The 20,751-nt window shown below is 71.5% G+C and carries 16 protein-coding genes, 1 tRNA gene and 1 riboswitch; of the genes, 11 read left to right on the plus strand and 6 right to left on the minus strand.

Annotation, left to right across the window (positions count from 1 at the left end; genetic code table 11):
* Window positions 1–128 precede the first annotated feature (128 nt).
* On the minus strand, window positions 129–932 hold the full coding sequence (locus PVK37_RS06605) for a DUF881 domain-containing protein (RefSeq protein WP_275032872.1): 804 nt from the start codon (window positions 930–932) through the stop codon (window positions 129–131).
* 214 nt (window positions 933–1,146) lie between these two features.
* On the opposite strand from PVK37_RS06605, the gene PVK37_RS06610 reads away from it, so the two are divergent.
* A complete protein-coding gene (locus PVK37_RS06610; protein WP_275032873.1) occupies window positions 1,147–1,413 on the plus strand; it encodes a cell division protein CrgA in 267 nt (88 codons plus the stop codon).
* A 676-nt stretch (window positions 1,414–2,089) separates the two neighbouring features.
* Complete coding sequence (locus tag PVK37_RS06615; RefSeq protein ID WP_275032875.1) at window positions 2,090–4,330, plus strand: (Fe-S)-binding protein; 2,241 nt, start codon at window positions 2,090–2,092, stop codon at window positions 4,328–4,330.
* Between the two features lie 119 nt (window positions 4,331–4,449).
* On the opposite strand, the gene PVK37_RS06620 is transcribed toward PVK37_RS06615, so the two are convergent.
* Window positions 4,450–5,124 (minus strand): GOLPH3/VPS74 family protein, encoded by a 675-nt coding sequence (locus tag PVK37_RS06620; RefSeq protein WP_275032876.1) that lies wholly within the window; start codon window positions 5,122–5,124, stop codon window positions 4,450–4,452.
* A 123-nt stretch (window positions 5,125–5,247) separates the two neighbouring features.
* Here PVK37_RS06620 and PVK37_RS06625 point away from each other — a divergent pair, with 123 nt between their 5' ends.
* The 4 genes from PVK37_RS06625 to PVK37_RS06640 all read left to right on the plus strand — a co-directional run bounded on the left by PVK37_RS06625 (window position 5,248) and on the right by PVK37_RS06640 (window position 10,223).
* Window positions 5,248–6,561, plus strand: coding sequence for a hemolysin family protein (locus PVK37_RS06625; protein WP_275034986.1), 1,314 nt, complete (start codon window positions 5,248–5,250; stop codon window positions 6,559–6,561).
* Window positions 6,554–7,597 carry a hemolysin family protein gene (locus PVK37_RS06630; protein ID WP_275032877.1) on the plus strand — a complete coding sequence of 348 codons (1,044 nt, stop codon included), beginning with the start codon at window positions 6,554–6,556 and terminating at the stop codon, window positions 7,595–7,597. The genes PVK37_RS06625 and PVK37_RS06630 overlap by 8 nt, the downstream gene beginning before the upstream one ends.
* A gap of 130 nt (window positions 7,598–7,727) precedes the next feature.
* On the plus strand, window positions 7,728–8,744 hold the full coding sequence (locus PVK37_RS06635; protein ID WP_275032878.1) for a C40 family peptidase: 1,017 nt from the start codon (window positions 7,728–7,730) through the stop codon (window positions 8,742–8,744).
* Between the two features lie 219 nt (window positions 8,745–8,963).
* A riboswitch (cyclic di-AMP (ydaO/yuaA leader) is annotated at window positions 8,964–9,106 on the plus strand.
* 145 nt (window positions 9,107–9,251) lie between these two features.
* Complete coding sequence (locus tag PVK37_RS06640) at window positions 9,252–10,223, plus strand: C40 family peptidase (RefSeq protein ID WP_275032879.1); 972 nt, start codon at window positions 9,252–9,254, stop codon at window positions 10,221–10,223.
* Between the two features lie 91 nt (window positions 10,224–10,314).
* On the opposite strand, the gene dcd is transcribed toward PVK37_RS06640, so the two are convergent.
* Window positions 10,315–10,893, minus strand: a complete 579-nt coding sequence (gene dcd / locus PVK37_RS06645) for a dCTP deaminase (RefSeq protein ID WP_275032880.1) — start codon at window positions 10,891–10,893, stop codon at window positions 10,315–10,317.
* 95 nt (window positions 10,894–10,988) lie between these two features.
* On the opposite strand from dcd, the gene PVK37_RS06650 reads away from it, so the two are divergent.
* The gene (locus tag PVK37_RS06650) at window positions 10,989–11,549 is read left to right on the plus strand and encodes a pyridoxamine 5'-phosphate oxidase family protein (RefSeq protein WP_275032881.1); all 561 of its coding nucleotides are present in this window, start codon (window positions 10,989–10,991) and stop codon (window positions 11,547–11,549) included.
* Between the two features lie 124 nt (window positions 11,550–11,673).
* Here PVK37_RS06650 and PVK37_RS06655 read toward each other — a convergent pair whose 3' ends face one another.
* Entirely contained in the window at window positions 11,674–12,660 is a 987-nt protein-coding gene (locus PVK37_RS06655; protein WP_275032882.1) for a zinc metalloprotease, read from the minus strand.
* A gap of 387 nt (window positions 12,661–13,047) precedes the next feature.
* Here PVK37_RS06655 and PVK37_RS06660 point away from each other — a divergent pair.
* Window positions 13,048–13,121, plus strand: a tRNA-Gly gene (locus PVK37_RS06660).
* 201 nt (window positions 13,122–13,322) lie between these two features.
* Here PVK37_RS06660 and PVK37_RS06665 read toward each other — a convergent pair.
* Entirely contained in the window at window positions 13,323–14,351 is a 1,029-nt protein-coding gene (locus PVK37_RS06665) for a hypothetical protein (RefSeq protein WP_275032883.1), read from the minus strand.
* A gap of 65 nt (window positions 14,352–14,416) precedes the next feature.
* Between PVK37_RS06665 and PVK37_RS06670 the strand changes: the two genes are divergently transcribed.
* Window positions 14,417–15,040 carry a TetR/AcrR family transcriptional regulator gene (locus PVK37_RS06670; RefSeq protein ID WP_275032884.1) on the plus strand — a complete coding sequence of 208 codons (624 nt, stop codon included), beginning with the start codon at window positions 14,417–14,419 and terminating at the stop codon, window positions 15,038–15,040.
* A gap of 86 nt (window positions 15,041–15,126) precedes the next feature.
* On the opposite strand, the gene PVK37_RS06675 is transcribed toward PVK37_RS06670, so the two are convergent.
* Window positions 15,127–17,112 carry a cell wall-binding repeat-containing protein gene (locus PVK37_RS06675; RefSeq protein WP_275032885.1) on the minus strand — a complete coding sequence of 662 codons (1,986 nt, stop codon included), beginning with the start codon at window positions 17,110–17,112 and terminating at the stop codon, window positions 15,127–15,129.
* Window positions 17,113–17,566: 454 nt separating this feature from the next.
* Between PVK37_RS06675 and PVK37_RS06680 the strand changes: the two genes are divergently transcribed.
* Window positions 17,567–19,564: a cell wall-binding repeat-containing protein gene (locus PVK37_RS06680; protein ID WP_275032886.1), complete on the plus strand. Its 1,998-nt coding sequence runs from the start codon at window positions 17,567–17,569 to the stop codon at window positions 19,562–19,564.
* Window positions 19,565–19,781: 217 nt separating this feature from the next.
* The gene (locus tag PVK37_RS06685; RefSeq protein ID WP_275032887.1) at window positions 19,782–20,672 is read left to right on the plus strand and encodes an LLM class flavin-dependent oxidoreductase; all 891 of its coding nucleotides are present in this window, start codon (window positions 19,782–19,784) and stop codon (window positions 20,670–20,672) included.
* The last annotated feature ends 79 nt before the right edge of the window (window positions 20,673–20,751 follow it).

Raw genomic sequence — 20,751 nt, forward strand, 5'->3', positions numbered from 1 at the left:
GGCGGGCTGGGAGGACTGCTGCGACGTGGTGGGGCGGTCCACCGGCGTGAGGAAGTCGGTCGGATCGTCGGAGTGGCCGGCGCGGTGCCGCCCGTCGCGGCCGTCACGCCAGTCGTCGGACATGTCGGTCACCTTGGCACCTTCGCCGAGCGGAGCGCAGCCGACCCCTCGAACGCCGGCACGCTGACCGTCGAGACGGTCTCGCGGTAGCCGAGCTGGTAGTGGTCGACCGCGTCCTTGAACAACCGGACTCCCTCGGACTCGGCAAGGGCCTGCTGGAGGGCGGCCGGATCACCGATTGCTACGATCTTGAACGGTGGGGAGTACACCCGGCCGTGCAAGAGCAGGGTGTTACCTACGCAGCGTACCGCGCTGGTGGTCAGCACGCGGACGTTCATGATTGACATGGCCTCCGCGCCGCCCGCCCACAGCGCGTTGACCACCGCCTGGACGTCGCCCTGGTGGACGACCAGGTCGTCGTTGCTCGCCCCCTCCGGCAGCGTGTCCCCGAGCCGGCGGGCGTCGTCGAGTTCCACGGTCACGCCGCTGCCGGTCAGGGCGGTGAACCCGGCCGCCTGCCGGCTGGCCGCCGCGCGACCACGCTCGTCGGCGATCGGCTGATCGGTACCGGCCAGTTCCTCGGTCCGGCGTTCCACGTCGGCGCGGAGCTGGGCGGCCCGCTCCTCCCGGGCAGCCACCCGGTCCCGGGTGTCGTCGATCAGCTGGGCGAGCTGGGGCCGGCGGTCCTCCCGCAGCGCCGTGCCCCCGGCGGTGGTGGCGGTGGTGGTGAAGAGCAGTCCCGCTGCGGCGGCGATCAGTGGTACGCCGATCGACCAACCCGGGCGGCGCTGGCGCGGCCGTCGGGGCAGCAGCCCGGCCACCACCCGCCGGAGCACCTTCTGCCATGACGCTGCGCCGGACGTGTACTCCACAGAGCGCTCCTTCCCTGGTGTCCACCCGTCAGAACAGGTTCGGCACCGGACCAGTTCCGCTCTTTTCGGTCACTGCGCGCATCCGGTTGACCCCATTCATGGCCTGAACGGGTCTTCGGGACTACGCTAGCTGTCGAACATTATTGGCCATGGACCGTCGCCCCCGCGCCCGGTTGTCAGGCCGGACGAGGTCGTATCCCCTCTGGAGAGCGTCGTGCCCAAGTCACAGGTCCGCAAGAAGAAGGTGTACACCCCGCCGACGGACGTCCGTCCGACGGCGACGACGGCGGCGACACGTAAGCCCAGCCCGGTCTGGCTGCCGATCCTGGCGGTCTCGCTGATCGTGTTCGGCATCGCCTGGCTGGTCGTCTACTACCTTTCCGAGCAGGCCTACCCGGTCGCCGTATGGGGGTACTGGAACCTCGCGGTCGGCTTCGGGGCGATGGTCGCCTCGCTGATCGTGCTCTCCCGCTGGCGCTGAGCCCGACGCGAGCCCTGTCGTCGGGTCCTTCGTCCCGGCCCTTCGCCGTTCCCGCTGGCGCGGGGTCGTCGAGCCGGCCGCTGTTCGGCTGACTGTCCCCGCGCGGGGTGACGGCCTACGTCCCGGGTCGATGTCGTCTGCGCTCGGTGTCTGGTGCGGTGGGCCTCGTCCGCGGTGGCGGCCTACGTCCCCCGAGGGCGTTCTGCGCCGATCGCGGCCCGTTCGCGCGATGCCGTCGTGCGCCGAGCCGGGACGTCCTCCCAGGGGTGCGTCGTGCGCCGAGCCGGGCCGCCGCGCGGTGGCGTCGTCCGTCGAGCCGGGGCGTCCGTACGGTGGTGGCTTCTCGCGTCCGTCCTGGTTCGTTCCTGAACGTCGGGCCTGCCCGGTGTTCCGGCGGGCCGTGGCGCGGTCGTGGAGTGACCTCTTCCCCGGACGGAGGCCCTGACCAGCGCAGGTCCGGCCGTGCCACCTAAGGTGTGCGCAGGGCGGCGTGGCCCGTGCGAGGTTCCTCACGTTACTCCTGGGTAACCTTGCGCGTAGGCTGCACTGCATGACCGAGCGGAGCGAGGTCATCGACCGAGTGGGTCCGGAGCGCGGCGGCGGGGAGCCGGCCGTGCGGTGATCCGACCCGGTCGCCGAGCCGCTCGCAGGGCAGCAGACCGGGGAGGCCAACGCTATGGGCAGCGTCCAGATCGTCACCACGATCCTCGCCGCCGCCATCACCGTGCTGGCGGTGTGGGTGGCAGTGCAGGCGGTGCAGCGGATCGTGGCAGTCGTCCGGCTCGGGCAGCCGGACCCGGAGCGGTTCGGTGATCCGGTCACCCGGACGAAGACCATGCTGGCCGAGACGGCCGGCCACACCCGGATGCTCCGCTGGAGCGTGGTGGGGGCCGCGCACTGGTTCGTCATGGTCGGCTTCATCGTCCTGTCGCTGCTGGTCCTCGAGGCGTACTTCGAGGTGGTGTCCGCGACGGGCGGGCTGCCGCTGATCGGCGGCTGGGCGGTCTACGGGCTGCTCACCGAGCTGATCGCCATCCTCGGCACGGTCGGCATCGTGGTGCTGATCGCGATCCGGATCCGCAACCGGCCGGGCCGGCCGGGTGGCCGCTCCCGGTTCACCGGCTCCACCATGTGGCAGGGCTACTTCGTCGAGGCGGTCGTCCTCGCCGTACTGATCATGGGCTTCGTGATCCGGGGCTTCAAGGTCGCCACCGACCACTTCGAGTACCCGCTCTGGGCCACCCCGGTCAGCCACGCGGTCGGCGCGGTGCTGCCGGACTGGGAGGCCGGCGTCAGCATCGCCGCCCTCATCAAGATCATGATCTCGATGACCTGGCTCATCGTCATCGGGCTCAACGTGACCATGGGCGTGGCCTGGCACCGCTTCCTCGCCTTCTTCAACATCTACTTCAAGCGGAACCCGGGTCGGGCCGGCTCCGGCCTCGGTGCGCTGCGGCCGATGACCAGCAACGGCAAGCCCCTCGACTTCGAGGAGGCCGACCCGGAGTCCGACCAGTTCGGCGTCGCCCAGGTCGAGCAGTTCACCTGGAAGGGCCTGCTGGACTTCAGCACCTGCACCGAGTGCGGACGCTGCCAGTCGCAGTGCCCGGCCTGGAACACCGGCAAGCCGCTCTCGCCGAAGCTGCTGGTGCTGAGCCTGCGCGACCACGCGTACGCGAAGGCCCCGTACCTGCTGGCCGGGGGCGGCAAGGACCTCACCGGCGAGGAGAAGGCCACCGCCGCCCAGCTCGCCCACGTGGACGTGCTCGCGCTCGCCGAGGCGGAGAAGCCGCTGATCGGTGGGGCCGACGAGGGCGGGATCATCGACCCGGACGTGCTGTGGTCCTGCACCACCTGCGGCGCCTGCGTCGAGCAGTGCCCGGTCGACATCGAGCACGTCGACCACATCGTCGACATGCGGCGCTACCAGGTGCTGATCGAGTCCAGCTTCCCGTCCGAGGCCGGCGTGATGCTGCGCAACCTGGAGAACAAGGGCAACCCGTGGGGTGCCCCGCAGAACACCCGGGAGGACTGGACCAAGGGCCTGGACTTCGAGGTGCCCCGGGTCGGCGAGGTGGACGACTTCGAGTACCTCTTCTGGGTCGGCTGCGCCGGCGCGTTCGAGGACCGGGCCAAGAAGACCACCCGGGCGGTCGCCACCCTGCTGCACGAGGCCGGTGTCTCCTTCGCCATCCTCGGCGAGGGCGAGACCTGCACCGGCGACCCGGCCCGCCGGATCGGCAACGAGTTCGTCTTCCAGATGCTCGCCCAGCAGAACGTCGAGACCCTCAACGAGGCGTTCGAGGGCCGGGAGAAGGCCAAGCGCAAGATCGTCGCCACCTGTCCGCACTGCTTCAACACCCTCGGCAACGAGTACGGTCAGCTCGGCGGCGAGTTCGAGGTGGTGCACCACACCCAGCTCCTGGCCCACCTGGTGTCGGCCGGGAAGCTCACCCCGGTCCAGCCGGTCGACGGCGGCGTCACCTACCACGACCCCTGCTACCTGGGCCGGCACAACCGGGTCTTCGCCCCGCCGCGCGAGGTGCTGGGCAGCGCCATCGGCGATGGCCGGGGTGGCGCAGCCACCGATTCCGGTGCGGGCCGCGACAGCGGCCTCGTCGAGATGCCCCGCAACAGCGAGCGTTCGTTCTGCTGCGGGGCCGGCGGTGCCCGGATGTGGATGGAAGAGAAGATCGGCAAGCGGATCAACGTGGACCGGGTCGAGGAGGCGATGTCGACCGGCGCGAAGACCATCGCGGTCGGCTGCCCGTTCTGCTCCACGATGCTGAACGACGGGGTCAACGGCAAGGGCGCCGGCGAGCAGGTCGAGGTGATCGACGTCGCCAGCGTGCTGCTCCGCTCGGTGAAGCCGGAACAGCCCCGCGACCAGCAGGAGTCCACCCCGGTCGCCGGCTGACGGCACCCTGCCAGGGCCTGTGTCGAAGTCCTCGGTCGAGCCGGGGACTTCGACCGGGCCAGCGGCTCCGGGTGGGCGACGGCGAGGTTCTTCGCCCTGGTGGGCGGGACGCCGCGGGGTCAGGAGACCGTGGTGGTGGCGATGATCGCCGCGGTGGAGGTGGCGGTGATGATCGCCATCTGGGTCTCCTGTACGGCCCGCCGGGTGGCCGCGGACGCCCAGTCACCGGCCCCGATCTCCGCGATCCGTCGCGCCACCTGTTCCTTCGGCAGGTCCCGGAAGACCTTCCGGTGCAGATCGAGCGCACGGGTCAGGCCGATCAGCGCGGCGGTGCGCGGATCGACCGGTCCGTCGGTCGTGACGGCCGTCCGCATCCGCTGCCGGGCCTCCGTCTCCACCACCGGCTCCGCGCCGGTCCGGGACGGGAAACGGGTACGCGGGAAGACCCCGAGCACCCGGCCCGCCTCCCGGCGTAGCACGCCGGCGGCGACCAACTCGTCGAGCACCTGCTCCCGCAGTCCCCGACCGAGCCGGGTGATCCAGTCCTGCGGACGCCGTGGCCTCGACTCGGTGCGGATCCGGACGAGCGCCTCGTCCAGCAGCGGCTGACCCGTCGGCGTGGGATCGGCGACCGCCAGTCGGCCGTCGGTCACCTCGACCCGGCCGGCGAGCGCCAGTTCCAGCAGCAGCGCACCGCCCAGCCCCTGGTCGAGGTTCGGGGTGCCGAGTCGGTTCACCCCCTGGTCGTCGTAGGCGAGCAGGACCAGTTCGTGGGTGAGATTCAGCTCCGGCATGGCTCGACGGTAGCCGGGACCGGCCAAACTGGTGCTTCTGCGTACTCGTGCGACAGCGGGCGGTCATGGGAGAATCCTCACCGAGGTGAATCGATCATCGACGGTCTTCTACTCACCACACTGCTGCCGCTGGTCGGCTTCTTCCTGCTGACCGTCGGCAACGCGTTCTTCGTCGCCGCCGAGTTCGCCCTGGTCACCGTCGACCGGGCGGAGATCGACCGGCGGGCCGACGGCGGTGACGCACGCGCCGGTACGGTCCGGCGGGCGCTGCGGGAACTCTCCTTCCAGCTCTCCGGGGCGCAGCTCGGCATCACCATCACCGCGCTGCTCACCGGCTACCTCGCCGAGCCGGCACTGGCCCGGATCTTCACCCCGGTGCTCCGGCCGCTGGCCGGGGACGCCACCGACCGGTTCACCCCGCTGCTCGCCCTGGCCCTGGCCACCCTGATCTCCATGCTCGTCGGTGAGCTGATCCCGAAGAACGCCGCGCTGGCCCGGCCGATGCCGACCGCGCTGGTCACCGCCGCCGGGATGCGGGCCTTCTCCCGGGCCCTGGGCTGGCTCATCCGGGCCCTGAACGGCTCGGCCAACTGGCTGGTCCGCCGGCTCGGCGTCGAGCCCCAGGAGGAGCTGGCCAGCGCCCGTTCCCCGGACGAGCTGGGCCTGCTGGCGGTGATCTCCGCGCGGGCCGGCGCGCTGCCCCCGGAGGCGGCGATGCTGATGCGCCGGACCATCCGGTTCGGCGACAAGCGTGCCGCCGAGGCGATGACCCCCCGGGTCGACGTGATCGCGCTGCGGGCCACCGCCACCGTCGCCGAGCTGCTCACCCTGGCCCAGCAGACCGGACGGACCCGGTTCCCGGTCTACGAGGAGACCCTGGACCTGGTCACCGGGGTCGCCGGGGTGCCGGACGCGCTCGGGGTGCCGCTGGTCCGCCGGCACACCACCACCGTCGGCCAGGTGGCCCGCGAGCCGGTGTACGTGCCGGAGAGCCTGGACCTCGACGGGGTGCTGGCCGCCCTCCGGGCCGCCGGCGCGGACCTGGCCATCGTGGTCGACGAGTACGGCGGCACCGACGGGGTGGTGACCACCGAGGACCTGGTCGAGGAGCTGGTCGGGGAGATCGCCGACGAGTTCGACCCGGCCGCGGTGCCGGAGGGCGCGCCGGTCGGGCCGACCGTGCCGGGCGGCGAACGGAGCGCCCTGGTCGACGGGGTGCTCCGCTCCGACGAACTGGCCGAGCAGACCGGCTTCCGGTTGCCCGAGGGCCCGTACGAGACCCTGGCGGGCTTCCTGATGGCCCGGCTGGGGCACATCCCGGCGGCCGGCGAGACCGTCGAGGACGGCGGCTACGAGTTCACCGTGGTCGAGGTCGACCGGCACCGGATCGAGCAGGTACGGGTGGTCTGCCCCGAGGAGGTCGGCCAGCGTGGTTGAGCTGCTGCTCGGGGCCGGGCTGCTGCTCGGCAACGGGTTCTTCGTGGGCAGCGAGTTCGCGCTGATCGCCTCCCGCCGTACGGTGATCGAGCCCCTCGCGGCCACCTCCCGACGGGCCCGGTGGGCGCTGGCGGCGATGAACCAGATCCCGCTGATGATCGCCGGTGCCCAGCTGGGCATCACGGTCTGCTCGCTGGGCCTCGGCGCGATCGCCGAACCGGCCCTGGCCCACCTGCTGGAGCCGGTGTTCCACGCGGCCGGGTTGCCCGAGCGGGCGATCCACCCGGTGGCCTTCGTGCTCGCCCTCGGCGTGGTGGTGTTCCTGCACACGGTGGTCGGCGAGATGGTGCCGAAGAACATCACCCTGGCCGGGCCCGAGCCGTCCGCGCTCTGGTTGGGGCCGGCGATGCTGGCGTTCTGCGTCGCCACCAAGCCGCTGCTGCTGGCGATGAAGTGGGCGTCCCGGCGGGTGCTGGGAATCTGGCGGATCGAGGCCACGGACGCGGTGAAGACCGTGTTCACCGCCGAGGAGTTGACCGGGCTGGTGTCGCAGGCGCGCACCGAGGGGCTGCTCGGGTCGGTGCAGCACGCCCGGCTCACCGGTGCGCTGGCCCTGCACACCCGGACCGCCGCCGACGCCCTGCAACCGTGGTCCACGGTGACCACGGTGGCCGAGGACGTGTCGCCGGCCTCCCTGGAGGTGCTCGCCACCCGTACCGGCCGGTCCCGGTTCCCGGTGGTGCAGCGCTCCACCCGCCGGGTGCTGGGCTTCGTGCACGTCAAGGACGTCCTCGGGTACGCGGGGGCGAGCCGTCGCGCCCCGGTGCCGGCCGAGGTGTACCGGCCGCTGGCCGTGGTGCCGCCGGACCGTACGCTGGCCGATCTGCTGCTGGCGATGCGGCGTGAGCGACGGCACATGGTCCTGGTGAGTGACGGGCGGCGTCCGCTCGGGGTGGTGACCCTCGACGACGTCCTGACCGCCATCGTCGGGGGCGTTCCGCACACGGTGGGTGTCCAGCCGGTTGTTCGAGCGTGATGTGAGTACCCCTCGTCTTGATATCCCCCCGCCGCTTCCCTAATGTGGGGCACCGGCCGCTGTGGATCGTCTGCCCCGCCCGCCTTCTTCCCCGCGGGGCGCCCGGCGGTCTGGTCGCCAAAGGAGTTCGGTGCCGGTGGCAACCCTGCCCCCTCAGCGTCACGCACCGGATCGGCCCGCCACCCGTCCGGGTGGGCTGCGCCGATTCGTTCGACACCTGGTCACCCTGGCCGCTGCCGCCGTGGTCGGTGCCAGCCTGCTCGCCGCTCCCGCGTACGCCGCGCCCACTCCCGAGGAGATCGAGGCGCAGATCGACAAGCAGTGGGAGCAGCTCGAACCCACCATCGAGAAGTACAACGACGTCCGTAGCCAACTCAAGGTCAACCGCAAGAAGTCGGCCGACCTGGAGAAGAAGATCGAGCCGCTCGCCCTGCAGAGCGACATGGCGATGAACCGGATCGGCGCGCTCGCCTCCCGGCACTACATGACCGGGCCGTCCGCCGAGATCGGCGCGCTGCTGGTCAGCGCCAAGCCGGACACCCTGGCCGAGCAGATCGGCATGCTCGACCGGCTCGCCGCCCACCAGCGCAAGGAGCTGGAGGGCGTGCTGGCCATCCAGGCCCGGTACACCGCCGAGAAGCAGAAGCTCGACACCCTGATCGCCAGCCAGGTCCGGCAGGAGAAGGAACTGGCCGACCGGAAGGTCAAGATCGACGCCGAGATCAAGCGACTCAAGGCGTCCATGCCGAAGACCGTGGTGAGCGTCGCGAACTGCCCGACCATCAAGAACGTACGGTCCACCGCCGCGGCCACCGCGATCAGGACCGCGTGTGCCCAGGTCGGCGACCCGTACGTCTGGGGTGCCACCGGCCCGAACTCGTTCGACTGCTCCGGGCTCACCCAGTACGCCTACAAGGCCGCCGGCATCCACCTGACCCACTTCACCGGCGCCCAGTGGAACGAGACCAAGAAGATCGGCCGGGACGAGGCCGGCCCCGGCGACCTGGTCTTCTTCTTCAGTGACCTGCACCACGTCGGGTTGTACCTGGGTAACGGCCTCATGGTGCACGCCCCACGGGCCGGCAAGCCGGTGAACGTGTCGAGCATCAACACCATGCCGGTCGCCGGGTTCCGCCGCCCCTACTGATCCACCGCGCATCCCGAAGGCCCTCGGTCACCGACCGGGGGCCTTCGCTGTTCTCGACTGTGGAACGAGTCTCGCACCATCTGGTTACTGTCGGATATCGGCAGGTGGCAGTGCGGACGAGTGCCTTGCGGATCGACGACGGTCGTCTAGTGTCGGCACTTGCCGAGCCGGTGACAGGTCCGCCAAACGGGGCGGCGACGGCCCGGCACCGCCGAGTCGCAGCACACATCGCCACAGAGAGAACCCACCAGCGCGAGCCGGGGAACCATCAGAGCACCATCGGGGTGAATCCGCACCACGGTAGGGCGCCCCTTCCCGCCCGAACCCGTCAGCTAACCCGGTAGGCGGTCAACGGAAGAAGGAGTACGGAGCCCGGTGGCACACCATGCCCCGCGGCCAGTGTCCGTCCGACCGGCCCCGGCCGCCCGGACGACAGCTGCGCCGCGCCCATGCTGGTCCCGCTTCACCACTACCGTAGTCACCGCCCTCGTCGGAGCTGCCGTCCTCGTGACCGGCGGCGTCGGCCCAGCCCACGCGAATCCCGCGTCCCCGCCCTCAGCCGGACTCTCGGCGAATCCCGCGTCCCCGCCCTCAGCCGGACTCTCGATCGACGAGATCGAACGCCGGATCGACCGGGAGTGGAACACCCTCGAACCCGTCATCGAACAGCACAACGCCACCCGGCAGACCCTCGCCGACAAGCGGCGGCAGGCGGCGGCACTCGCCGCCCGCATCGAGCCGCTCCGACGCCAGATCGACCGGGCGATGAGCAAGGTGGACGTGCTCGCCGTCCGGGCGTACAAGGGGGAGAGCGCCTCCGCCCTGAACGCCATGCTGCACAGCCGGTCCCCGGCCACCGTCGTCGAACACCTGGGGATGATCGACCAGTTCGCCCGTCGGCGGCAGGCCGAGATCCGGCACGTGGTGGAACTACGGGACCAGCTCACCGCCCGCAAGGCACCACTGGACCGGCTCATCGGACAGCTCAGCCGGGCCGAGAAGCAACTGGACGCCAGGCGTCGGCAGATCGACACCGCGATCGACCGGCTCCAGAAGCTGCGGCTCAAGGCGTACGGCAGCGGTGCCGGCGGCCCGGCGCGGCCCGCCCCGTGCCCGGCGGTCTATCTCGGCGGGCCCGCCGGGAAGGCGGCCGCCTTCGCCTGTGCCCAGCTCGGCAAGCCGTACGTCTGGGGAGCCGAGGGGCCCAACGCGTTCGACTGCTCGGGGCTGACCCTGGCCGCCTGGGCGCGGGCCGGGGTACGCCTGCCGCACAACGCCGCCCAGCAGCGGCGGGCCACCGCCCGGGTCGACCGGAGCGAACTACGCCCCGGTGACCTGGTCTTCTACTACTCCGATCTGCACCACGTCGGGATGTACGTGGGTAACGGGTGGCTGGTGCACGCCTCCCGCGCCGGCGTACCGATCAAGATGAAGCGGGTCGACGACGGCCCGATCCACAGTTACGGCCGTCCCGGCTGAGCACTGCGGGAAGGTCCGCTGCCGGCGGTGTACGGCAGGGGACCTTCCCGAACCTGCACGGTGCTCCGCCCGGGCGGACCGGCGGGTCCGGTCAGCGGGTGGGCCAGGTGCGCCAGTTCTGCCAGGCCCGGCTCGGGGTCGGACCGCGTTGCCCCTGGTAGCGCGACCCGTAGACGGCCGAACCGTACGGGTGCTCGGCCGGCGAGGAGAGCCGGAAGATGCAGAGCTGGCCGATCTTCATGCCCGGCCAGAGGGTGATCGGCAGGTTGGCCACGTTGGAGAGTTCCAGCGTGACGTGGCCGGAGAAGCCCGGGTCGATGAAACCGGCGGTCGAGTGGGTGAGCAGCCCCAGCCGGCCCAGACTCGACTTCCCCTCCAACCTGCCGGCGAGCTGGTCGCCGAGCGAGATCACCTCCAGCGTGGAGGCGAGCACGAACTCGCCGGGGTGCAGCACGAACGGTTCGCCCTCCGGCACCTCCACCAGCGAGGTGAGGTCGTCCTGCTGCCGCGCCGGGTCGATGTGCGTGTAGAGGTGGTTGTTGAAGACCCGGAAGAGCCGGTCCAGCCGTACGTCGATGCTGGACGGCTGCACCAGGGCCGCCTCGAACGGCTCCAGCGCCAGCGTGCCAGCCTTGATCTCGCTGACGAGGTCCCGGTCGGAGAGCAGCATCCGATCACCTTAGCGAGCGCCACGGCCTGTGCCGCATCGTGGGTGACCAGCGCGTCGGGCTGCTGATTCGTACGTGTGTTCGATAGGATGCCGGTATGGCTTCCTGGTCCGAATTCGCCGCTGACGAGCCCCGCCTCGCCCACGCGATCCGCCTTCTCATGCAGCAGTACGGTCAGGGCTTCGGCTACCTGGCCACCGTCCGGGCCGACGGCGGCCCCCGGGTCCATCCGGTCTCCCCGGTCATCACCGACGAGGGGCTCTTCTGCTTCGTCATCGAGTCACCGAAGCGGCGTGACCTCGAACGCGACGGCCGGTACGCGCTGCACTCCTTCCCGCCGGAGGAGAGCGACGACGAGGCGTACGTGGCGGGCCGCGCCCATCCGGTCACCGACCGGAGCCGGGTGGCCCGGCTGGCGGAGAGCGCCCGGGCGCGTCCCGGGGCAGACTGGCGGCTGTTCGAGTTCACCATCGACGTGGCGATGCTCGCCCGGCGGGAGCACGGTGGGGTGGGTGGCCCGGTCGGGGGCGACGGGTCGCCGGCGGTGCAGGTCTGGCTGGATCCGCTGGCGGCCGATGCCGCCGCCGGGAACGTGGGGCTGCCGGGGCAACGGTCCGGCCGGCGTCGTCGTCGGGCCGCCCACCGGGCCGCCGCCTGACCCGGGAACGCCGCCAGCCCGGCGAGCGCCGCCGCATCGAGCCGGCAGCGTCGTCAGGCCCGGAAACACCGGTGCCGGCCCCGTGTTCACGGAGCCGGCACCGGTGGAGCGGATCAGGGGTACGTCAGGCGGCGCGGTAGGTGTTCCACGCGGTCAGCATGCGGCTGGCCTGCCCGGTGGTGAACTGGTACATGCAGGAGTCGTACGTGTAGTCCATGAAGTTGGTGATCGGGTCCACGCCGGCGGTGGAGCAGGTGTCCCGACCGGTCGGGCACTCGAAGGCCGGGGACGCCTCGGCCGGGGTGTCCGAGACGCTGTCGCCGGAGCCGGAGCAGCCACCCTGGAAGGTGTGGTACAGGTTCAGCCAGTGGCCGACCTCGTGGGTGCCGGTGTCGCCCTGGTTGTAGTTGGTGGCGTTGCCGCCGGGCAGCGACTCGCTCAGCACGACCACACCGTCCATGCTGGTGAGCCGACGCTGCGGGAAGGTGGCCCAGCCGAGCAGGTCGTCGCTCAGTTCGCCCAGGTAGATGTTCAGGGTGTTCTTGCCGCCCTCACGCAGCGAGGTCTTCATCGACCGCTCAGCCGAGGAGCCCTGCACGATCGGGTACCAGGCCGGGTTGGTCACCCGGTTGATCTTCGTGAGCGAGAAGGCGAACGCGGTGGCCGCACCACCGGTCGAGCCCGCGAAGGACTGGTTCAGCACGTTGATCTGCGAGGTGATCATCGAGTCCGGGATGTTGCCGCCGGCCCGGGTGGAGTCCCGCTGGATCACGTGCACCACGACGGGAATGTTGACGGAGGCCAACGCCACCGGGCCCTGCCTGAGGCCGGGCCGCTTCGCCCGCTCGGCCAGCGCGGCGACCAGGTCGGCCTCACGCTCGCGGACCTGGGCCGGGGTCAGCTCGTTCGGCTCGTGCTTGGCGATGCCGCCGACCTTGATCTTCGCGTGCGAGTGGGTGTCGACCGGTTCCGCGCAGACCTCGTCCGCGTGGTCCGCGTGCGCCGCCGAGGCGGGGGCGACGCCGACCGCCGCCGTGCTGAGCAACAGGGCGAGGGTCGTGGTAGCGACACCGGCGACGCGCCGGGTCAGCAGATTGGGACGGAGTCCCATGTGCTCACCTCTTTCTAACGGCGAGACAGGAGGTTGTGTCGCGCCGAGGCTGGGAACGTGCGGCAGACGTTACATCCGATCGACGAGTTTGAGAATGGTCATGTGTTGCCGGACGGTAACTTTCGACCTTGCTGTCGGGTCTCCGACCTGCTGCGGTCTTACCGCCCGACCGTCCCGGACCGGAGGCGGTCGGGCGTGCCCGCCGCCCCGCCGTCGAGCCGCCGCGCCCGGCCCCGACACCCGTCGCGCCGAGGTGCCGCCGGCCGTACGCGCCGCCGGCGGGCGCACGCCGGGACGTCGACGGATGCGGTGTCCGCCGCGCCGGCTTGGCAGGGGAGGGGTACCTTGGTGCGGACGGCGAGCCGCTCAGGTACAGTGGTCCCGCCTGCGGGTGTAGTTCAATGGCAGAACATCAGCTTCCCAAGCTGACAGTGCGGGTTCGATTCCCGTCACCCGCTCCACGTACGAAGGCCCTGGTCAGGACGCGAGTCCCGAGCCAGGGCCTTCGACGTTCCACGGTCAACGATCGTATGGCGTGCCGTTAGCCCAGTTCGGAGGGCTGCTTGCCCGGGAAGTTGACCCGAGACATGACGCCCTGGCGGAGCTGAGGTCGGCGCGTACGCCGGTGGAGAGGTCGCCGCGTACGACCTCTCCGCGTTCCGTCACCGGGTGCGCGCGTACCGGGCGGCGACCGTGGCGAACGCCTCCTTCGGTTCCCAGGCCGGGATGCCGTCCGGGGTCTCCCGGACCTTCACCAGGCCGAAGGAGGCCCGGTCCAGGTCCCGCTGCGGGTCGTCCCGGGTGACCAGGTGGAAGTTGGCGAAGGTCTGGACGAAGACGGTGTCGATGTCGTCCCGGGCGTCGAGGACGTCGAGCAGCGTTCCGAGGTAGGTGGCCTGTTCGGTCTCGTTGCGATCCAGCTCCCGGCTCAGGCGCAGCGGTCGGGTGCTGCGTCCGTCGTACTCGACGGGGAGGAAGGAGTGGCCGGCGTTGGCCGAACTGCCGGTGTGTGGGGCGGTGCCGACCTCGGTGATCGCGATCGGTTTGCCGTGTCGGCGTACGGGGTGCAGGGCCTGGTCGAGGCCGGGGAAGTGACCCTCCACCATGTTCGGGTAGAAGTCGATCCCGAGGTAGTCGAAGCCACTCCAGTCGACGTTCTCGAACGGCAGTGACGCGTACGTGACCTTGCCGCCGAACCGCTCCCGGATCGTCGCCGTCGCGGCGCGCAGGAAGTCGTTGAGCGGGCCGGTGACCGCCGCGAGGATCGCCGGCAGTTCGGTGTTGCTGGGGGTGAACAGCTCCAGCCGGTCGTAGAAGGTCTCGCCGGGCAGGAAGCCCCGGACGAAGAGGCTGGCCTCCGCTCCGGCGGCGACCACGACCTCCGCGCCGCCCCGACGGATGCGTTCGGCACGTTCGGCGGTGTCCGCGAGGAAGGCCAGCATCTCGTCCCGGTCGAGGTCGGTGGTGAACGGCGAGTACCACACCTCCAGCCCTTCCTCGGCGGCGATGGTCGCCGCGAGTTCCAGCCGGTCCTGGTCGCCGCCGGTCACCCGGACGGCGGTGCAGTGCAGCTCGGTGCGGATGGTGCGCAGGTCACGGCGGACGGCGTCAGCATCGAAGACCGGTGGTCCGCTGGTGGCACCGCCGCTCAGGAAACCGGTGTCGTAGGTGATGCCCCGTCCACGTAGCATGTCGCTCCTCGCCCAGACCAAGTAAAGTACGGTACGTACCGTACCCTAAAGGAAGGGGGTTCGTGATGGCCGGCACCACCCGGCGGCGCGGTCCGGCGCTCGAGGACGCGATCCTCCGGGCCGCCGCCGACGAACTCACCGAACACGGGTACGCGGGCCTCACCGTGGAGGCGGTCGCCCGGCGGGCCGGTACGAACAAGAACGCGATCTACCGGCGCTGGCCCGGTCGGGCCGCTCTCGGGGTGGCCGCGTACCGGCACCTGATGGTGGCCGACGTCGAACTCCCCGACGAGGGTGATCTCCGCGGCGACGTGTTGGCGCTGCTACGCGGGGTGAACTGCGACTGGTCGTCCCCGGCCGGCGTCGTCCTCCGCAGCCTGATGGCCGGCGTGGCCGACGACCCCGAACTGTTGGCCAGCCTGCGGAGCGCGGCATCGGACGGCGGTGCCCAGCGGTGGCTCCGGCTGCTCGCCCGCGCCCGGACCCGGGGCGAGATCCCCGACGGACCGGTCACCAGCCGGATGGCCACGGTCGCGCTGGACCTGCTCCGCAACGAGTTCGTCACCCGGGGCGTCCGCACCGTTCCGGACGAGACGATCGTCGAGATCGTCGACGAGGTCTACCTGCCGCTGCTCCGCCACCGGCAGCCGGACGTCCGAGGCAATCAGCCCGCGGCGTCCGCCGGCTGACCGGCGGCGGGGAGCGGACCGGAACGGAACGGGGAAGGGGCCCCGCCGGTGTCGGCGGAGCCCCTTCGCGGGTGTGCTGGGTGGTGTCAGTCGGCGAGGCGCTCGCGGGCCGCCTCGGCGGCGGCCTTCAGCTCTGCCCGGGTACGCGGGCCGTCGACCGCCCCGGCACCGCCGCGCTGGGCGGGGCCGGCGGTGCCGCCGGTGGAGCGGACCACGTCGGTCTGGTTGGCGAGCAGGTTGTAGCTGTTCGGGCCGGCGAGGTAGTACCCGAGGTTCTGGGCCTCCAGGTCGTTGACCACCGGGGCCGAGCCGAAGATCAGACCGGTGTGCACCGAGCCGCTGGTCTCGTCGGCGAGCATCTCGACCTCGTAGCCGGGGACGTCGTCGGTGCCGTAGGTCAGCAGGAGCGGGCCGTCGAGCGAGGCCATCAGCGCGCCGCCGGCGAGGGCGTCCGGCCAGTTCATGCCGGTGGTGACGCCGATGTGGTTCTGCCCGCCGAAGAACGTCCACGCGGTGAGCAGGGCGGTCTCCCAGCGGCTGTCACCGTACAGCGGGATCGCGTCGTACGGTTGGGCCGCCGTCGCGCCGGAGAGGCCCACCCCGACCACCGTCGACGAGCCGGAGAGACCGTCGAGGTAGGTCTTGGTGGGAGCCGGCAGCAGGTTGTTGTTGGTCAGTACGACCACCGCCGACGTGCCCTTGCCCGGAAGGTTCTGCGCCCCGGCGGCAGCCCCCGCCGAGAGTGCGTCCGGGAAGTCCATCCCGGTGGCCACGAGCACGGTGTCCGGCGTCGGGTCGATCGCGTTGGCGATCGCCACCGAGGTGGCGAAGCGGTCCGTGCCGGCCAGCCGGACCGTGTTGTACCCGAGGGCCTTGACCTGCTGTTCGACGTTCGCGGAGATCGCGCCGGCCGCGCTGCCCAGCAGGTAGACGGTCTTGCCGGGGGCGAGGATCCGCTGCATCTCGGCGGTGGCCGTCGGGTGCAGCGTGTCCAGGGTGCTCATCAGCAGCGGGCCCTGCTTCGCCGCGGCGAGCGCCGAGCCGCCGAGCGCGTCGGCGAAGCTGTCCCAGCGGGTGAGCACCACGGAGTCGGCCGGTGCCCGCTTGTCGGCGGCGTTGCCCCTGGTGGCCCAGTGCGACTGGGAGATTGCGACGGCGGTGGTGAACCGGTCGGTGCCGGAGAGCCGGACGACCCGGTCCTTCTTGTTCGGCTGGACGTCGGGCTCGCCGGTGATGCCCGCGATGTTCGTCGGGTTCTGCTGGCTGCCGTCGGCTGCCGCGGCGGCGATACCGCTGCCCTGACGGAAGGCGAGCGTCTGGCCGGTCGGGTACCACACCGGGTCACCGTGGCTGGACGCGTTGCCGGTGACCTGGACGAGGTTGTTGCCCGAGGTGTCGGAGACCCAGATCTGGTTACCCCGGACGAAGGCGACCTTCTGCCCGTCGGGGGAGAGGGTCGGGCTGGTCGCGTCCGAGACGATCGGGGTGTACGTGCTGCCGTCCAGGAAGCCGATCTCCGGCGTACCGGTGGGGTTGCCGTTGCCGTCGTCGGCCTGCCGCTGTACGACGACGCGCTGGCTGTCGTTGGTGTCCGGCTGGGTGTAGTGGTGACCGTCGTCCGGCGAGCGCGTGACGATGTCGAACCCGTACGTGCTGAGAGTCTCCTCGATGCGCCAGGGCTCACCGGCGGACCTGGCCGCCCAGACCACCGTCGAGCCGTCACCCACCCACTCCGGGTCGGCGCGCTGCGAGGACGGGTCGGGGTTGGCGATCGGGTAGAGGCTCTCGCCGTCGTTGTACCGGATGGTGGCGATGTCACCGTTGTCGGTGACGAAGACCGCCCGGCTGCCGTCCGGCGACCAGGCGGCGTCGGTGATGGTGTACTCCGGGGTGCCCACCAGGTTGCCGCCGGCGACGGTGATGTAGTGGCCGCCGTTGCTGGCGGTCACCCGCCCGCCCGGCGATGCGTGGGTGGCGTGGGCCGGGGCGGCACCACCGAAGAGGGTGGTGGCACCGATGGCGAGCACGGTGCCGAAGACCGCGGAACGATGGGTGATGCTGATTCGGGGCAAGAAGGCTCCTCGAAGACGGTGCGCCGCGGAGGTGGCATCGGCGGTGGGGCCGGCCTGGGGCGGCGCGGCCCACTGTAGAGGACCGCACCGACACTCGCCGCCCGGTATTCGCCGGCCCGGTCGGGACCACCGGAACGATCCGCCGCCCTGGTCGGGAGGCGACCGTCGTACGCCGAAAGGCGCGGGCCCGCTGGCCGTGCGGACAGGTCGGTGCCGTACGGCGAAAGTTCGTCCGGGCAGGCAGCGCGTCCGGCCGGGTGGTCCTCCCCGTGGGTCAACCGTTCGGTCAGACATCGAACGTTCCGGCTGGTCGGGGCAGCAGGGCTCCTAAGAGTTCCCTAAGGTTCTGCTCACCTGCGCCGCCCCGGGCCGGATCAGCCGGTCGACGGGTGGAACGCTGCGGCGCGGTTCTGAGCGGGGAGTTCCCTTGCCTTCTTCTTCTGCTTGCCGGTCCGTGGCGTTTGCCTCGGTCCTCGCGCTCGGCGCGACCGCGCTCGTGGCCGGCGCTCCGGCCGCCAGCGCCAGCCTGCCGGGCTCGGGCAACGTCCTGACCACCAGCAACGGCAGCACCTCGATCCGGTTCTACAACGACCCCTCCCGTACGGTGCTGGCCAGCCCGTTCGACGAGACGATGAAGCACGTCGCCTGGTCCCCGGACGGCAGCCTCGCCTCCTACGTGGACCCGATGGGCGGGATCAGCACCCTCCGCTGGGACGGTCAGTGGGGCTTCCAGCAGGTCCCCGGGGAGTCGGGCACGGTCCGGGAGAGCCCGACCTGGCGCGGCAACGGTGCCAGCCTGATCTGGGCGGAGAAGCCCGCCGGCCAGTCCTGGCGGATCCGGTTGGCTCCCAGCTCGTCCTTCAAGGACTTCGGCAACCAGCTCACCCCGCCCGGTGACTCCCAGCACTACCGCAACCCGGACGGCGGCCACGACCACAAGGTGGTCTTCCAGCGGCAGGCGGACAACGGCTCCGGCGCGCCGACCGGACAGTCCAGTGTGGTGCTCTTCGACGGCTCGAAGCCGGAGGACGAGTGGATCACCGTCGTCGACGACAACGGGTCGAACCCGGCCCTGTCGCCCGACGGCACCCGGGTGGCGTTCGTCCGCAACGGCCAGATCATCGTCTCCGACCTGTCCGGGAACAGCGAGGTCCCGGTCACCAGCAACGCGGGCACGAAGGACAACCCGGTCTGGTCGCCGGACGGTAGGACCATCGCCTTCAACCAGGGCAGCGGCGTCGCCACCGCGGCGGCCAACGGTACGCAGGCGGCCAGCCCGGTCGTGGTCTCCGGGGCCACCGGAGTCCCGGCGTACCAGCCGCGCAAGAAGGACCGGGCGGTCCGCCTCTTCGGCACCAGCCGGTTCACCACCGCCGCCGCCGTCTCCCAGTCGCACTGGAAGACGTACGGCAACGCGGCCGACACCCGTGAGCAGGCGGGCGCGGTGGTGCTCTCCCGGTCGGACACCTTCGCCGACGCGCTGGGCGGCTCGGCGCTGGCCGCCGCCAAGCAGGGGCCGCTGCTGATGACCCCGCCCACCTCGCTGGAGGCCACCACCCAGGCCGAGATCCAGCGGGTACTCGCCCCTGGCGGAACGGTTTACCTGCTGGGCAGCCCGGGTGCGCTCTCCACCGGCGTCGAGGACGCCGTCCGGGCCCTCGGCTACAACCCGGTCCGGCTCGCCGGCACCGACCGGTTCAGCACCTCGGTGGCGATCGCCAACGCGATCGACCCGAGCCCGGACCTGGTGCTGATGGCCACCGGCATGAACTACCCGGACGCGCTCGCCGCCGGGGCCGCCGCCGGTTCCTACAACTACCCGGGGGCCAACAGCCCCTACTCCGCCGTGGTGATCCTCACCAACGAGGCCAAGCTCCCGGACTCCACCAGGACCTACCTGGACGGCCTCGACCGGAGCAGCCGCACCCTGGTCGGCATCGGCCGGTACGCCGCCCAGGCGGCCGTCGCCTACGACGGCCCGGACGCGGTCGAGGTGTGGGGGACGAGCCGGTACGAGACGGCGCTCTACACCGCGTGGACCTTCTTCAGCGGGCAGCAGCACGTCGCGCTCGCCACCGGGGCCAACTGGCCGGACGCCCTTTCCGGCGGTGCGCTGATGGGTGTGCTCAACGGTCCGCTCATGCTGACCCTGGGCACCGCCACCGACCTCACCTTCGAAGCCGAGCTGCTGCTCGCCGAGTCGGCCGCCTCCGCCGGGAACGTGCTGATCCTCGGCTCCGCGCCGGTGATCAGCGACCGGCAGCGCAACCAGGCCGGGCTCTGGATCAGCGGCCCGCTGGGCGCGACCGCGGTGAGCAACCCGATCGACCTCGCGCGGACCGGTGGGGCCGCTGCCCGTACCGCCGCGACCGGCGAGCCGGGGCTGCGTACCCCGGACGAGGTCGCGAAGGCGGCCGAGTCGGTCCGCGAGCGCCTCGCCGAGCTCCGCTGACCGGTCCGTTCCGTGCGCTCCACCGTTCGACCTGATCCACCGTCACACCTGATCCACCGCTACACCTGATCCACCGAGGGGCCCGGTCAGCTGACCGGGCCCTCGCCGGTTTCCGGGTCCGCGTCGCCTGCCGGCCGGGACCCGGGTCGTGGCGGTCGTCCCTGCCAGGGGCGTCGCCCCCGCCCCGCACCGCAGGGTCGCCGGACCCCGACCACCTATGCTGTCGGGCGTGCGTATCGGCATCGTGATACTTCCCGACCAGCGTTGGTCCGAGGCGCAGCGGCGCTGGCGGCAGGCGGAGGACTGGGGCTTCGACCATGCCTGGACGTACGACCACCTGGGCTGGCGCGACCTGGTGGACGGGCCGTGGTTCGACTCGATGTCGACGCTGACCGCCGCCGCGCTGGTGACCTCCCGGATCCGGCTCGGCACGCTGGTCGCCTCACCGAACTTCCGCCACCCGGCCGCCTTCGCCCGGCAGGTGACCACCCTGGACGACATCTCCAACGGGCGGCTGCTGCTCGGTATCGGGGCCGGTGGCATCGGATTCGACGCCACCGTGCTCGGCGGCGACACCCTGCCTCCGCGTCGCCGGGTGGACCGGTTCGGCGAGTTCACCGAGTTGCTCGACCTGCTGCTCCGGCAGGACGGGGTGACCTGGCGGGGCGACTGGTTCACGGCGGTGGAGGCCCGGAACGGCCCCGGTTGTGTGCAGATCCCCCGGGTGCCGTTCGTGGTCGCCGCCAACGGGCCGCGCTCGATGCGACTGGTCGCCCGGTTCGGGCAGGGCTGGGTGACCACCGGCACCGGCGGTGACGACCTGGGCAGCTGGTGGGAGTCGGTGGCGGCGGTCTCCGCCCGACTGGACGCGGCCCTCGACGAGGCCGGCCGCGACCCGGCCACCCTGGACCGGTACCTCTCCCTGGACGCCGCGCCGGTCTTCTCGTTGAGCAGCGCGGACTTCTTCTCCGACGCGGTCGAGCGGGCCGCCGGCCTCGGCTTCACCGACGTGGTGACGCACTGGCCCCGGCTCAGCAGCTGGTACGCCGGTGACGAGAACGTCCTCACCGAGGTGGCGGAACGCCTGGCCGAGCTGCGCCGGCTCTGACCGGTCGACACCGCACGCCCGGCGTCAACCGGCCACGGCCACCCGGCCTGCGGCTACCCGGCCCAGCGGCTACCCGGGC

Source organism: Micromonospora cathayae, from assembly GCF_028993575.1.
GTDB lineage: Bacteria > Actinomycetota > Actinomycetes > Mycobacteriales > Micromonosporaceae > Micromonospora > Micromonospora cathayae.

Coding starts and splice junctions, on each gene's coding strand:
- PVK37_RS06650 (WP_275032881.1), top strand. CDS start 10,989: ATGGCTTCCTGGTCCGAATTCGCCGCTGACGAGCCCCGCCTCGCCCAC.
- PVK37_RS06655 (WP_275032882.1), bottom strand. CDS start 12,660: ATGGGACTCCGTCCCAATCTGCTGACCCGGCGCGTCGCCGGTGTCGCT.
- PVK37_RS06665 (WP_275032883.1), bottom strand. CDS start 14,351: ATGCTACGTGGACGGGGCATCACCTACGACACCGGTTTCCTGAGCGGC.
- PVK37_RS06685 (WP_275032887.1), top strand. CDS start 19,782: ATGCTGTCGGGCGTGCGTATCGGCATCGTGATACTTCCCGACCAGCGT.
- PVK37_RS06670 (WP_275032884.1), top strand. CDS start 14,417: ATGGCCGGCACCACCCGGCGGCGCGGTCCGGCGCTCGAGGACGCGATC.
- dcd (WP_275032880.1), bottom strand. CDS start 10,893: ATGCTGCTCTCCGACCGGGACCTCGTCAGCGAGATCAAGGCTGGCACG.
- PVK37_RS06615 (WP_275032875.1), top strand. CDS start 2,090: ATGGGCAGCGTCCAGATCGTCACCACGATCCTCGCCGCCGCCATCACC.
- PVK37_RS06620 (WP_275032876.1), bottom strand. CDS start 5,124: ATGCCGGAGCTGAATCTCACCCACGAACTGGTCCTGCTCGCCTACGAC.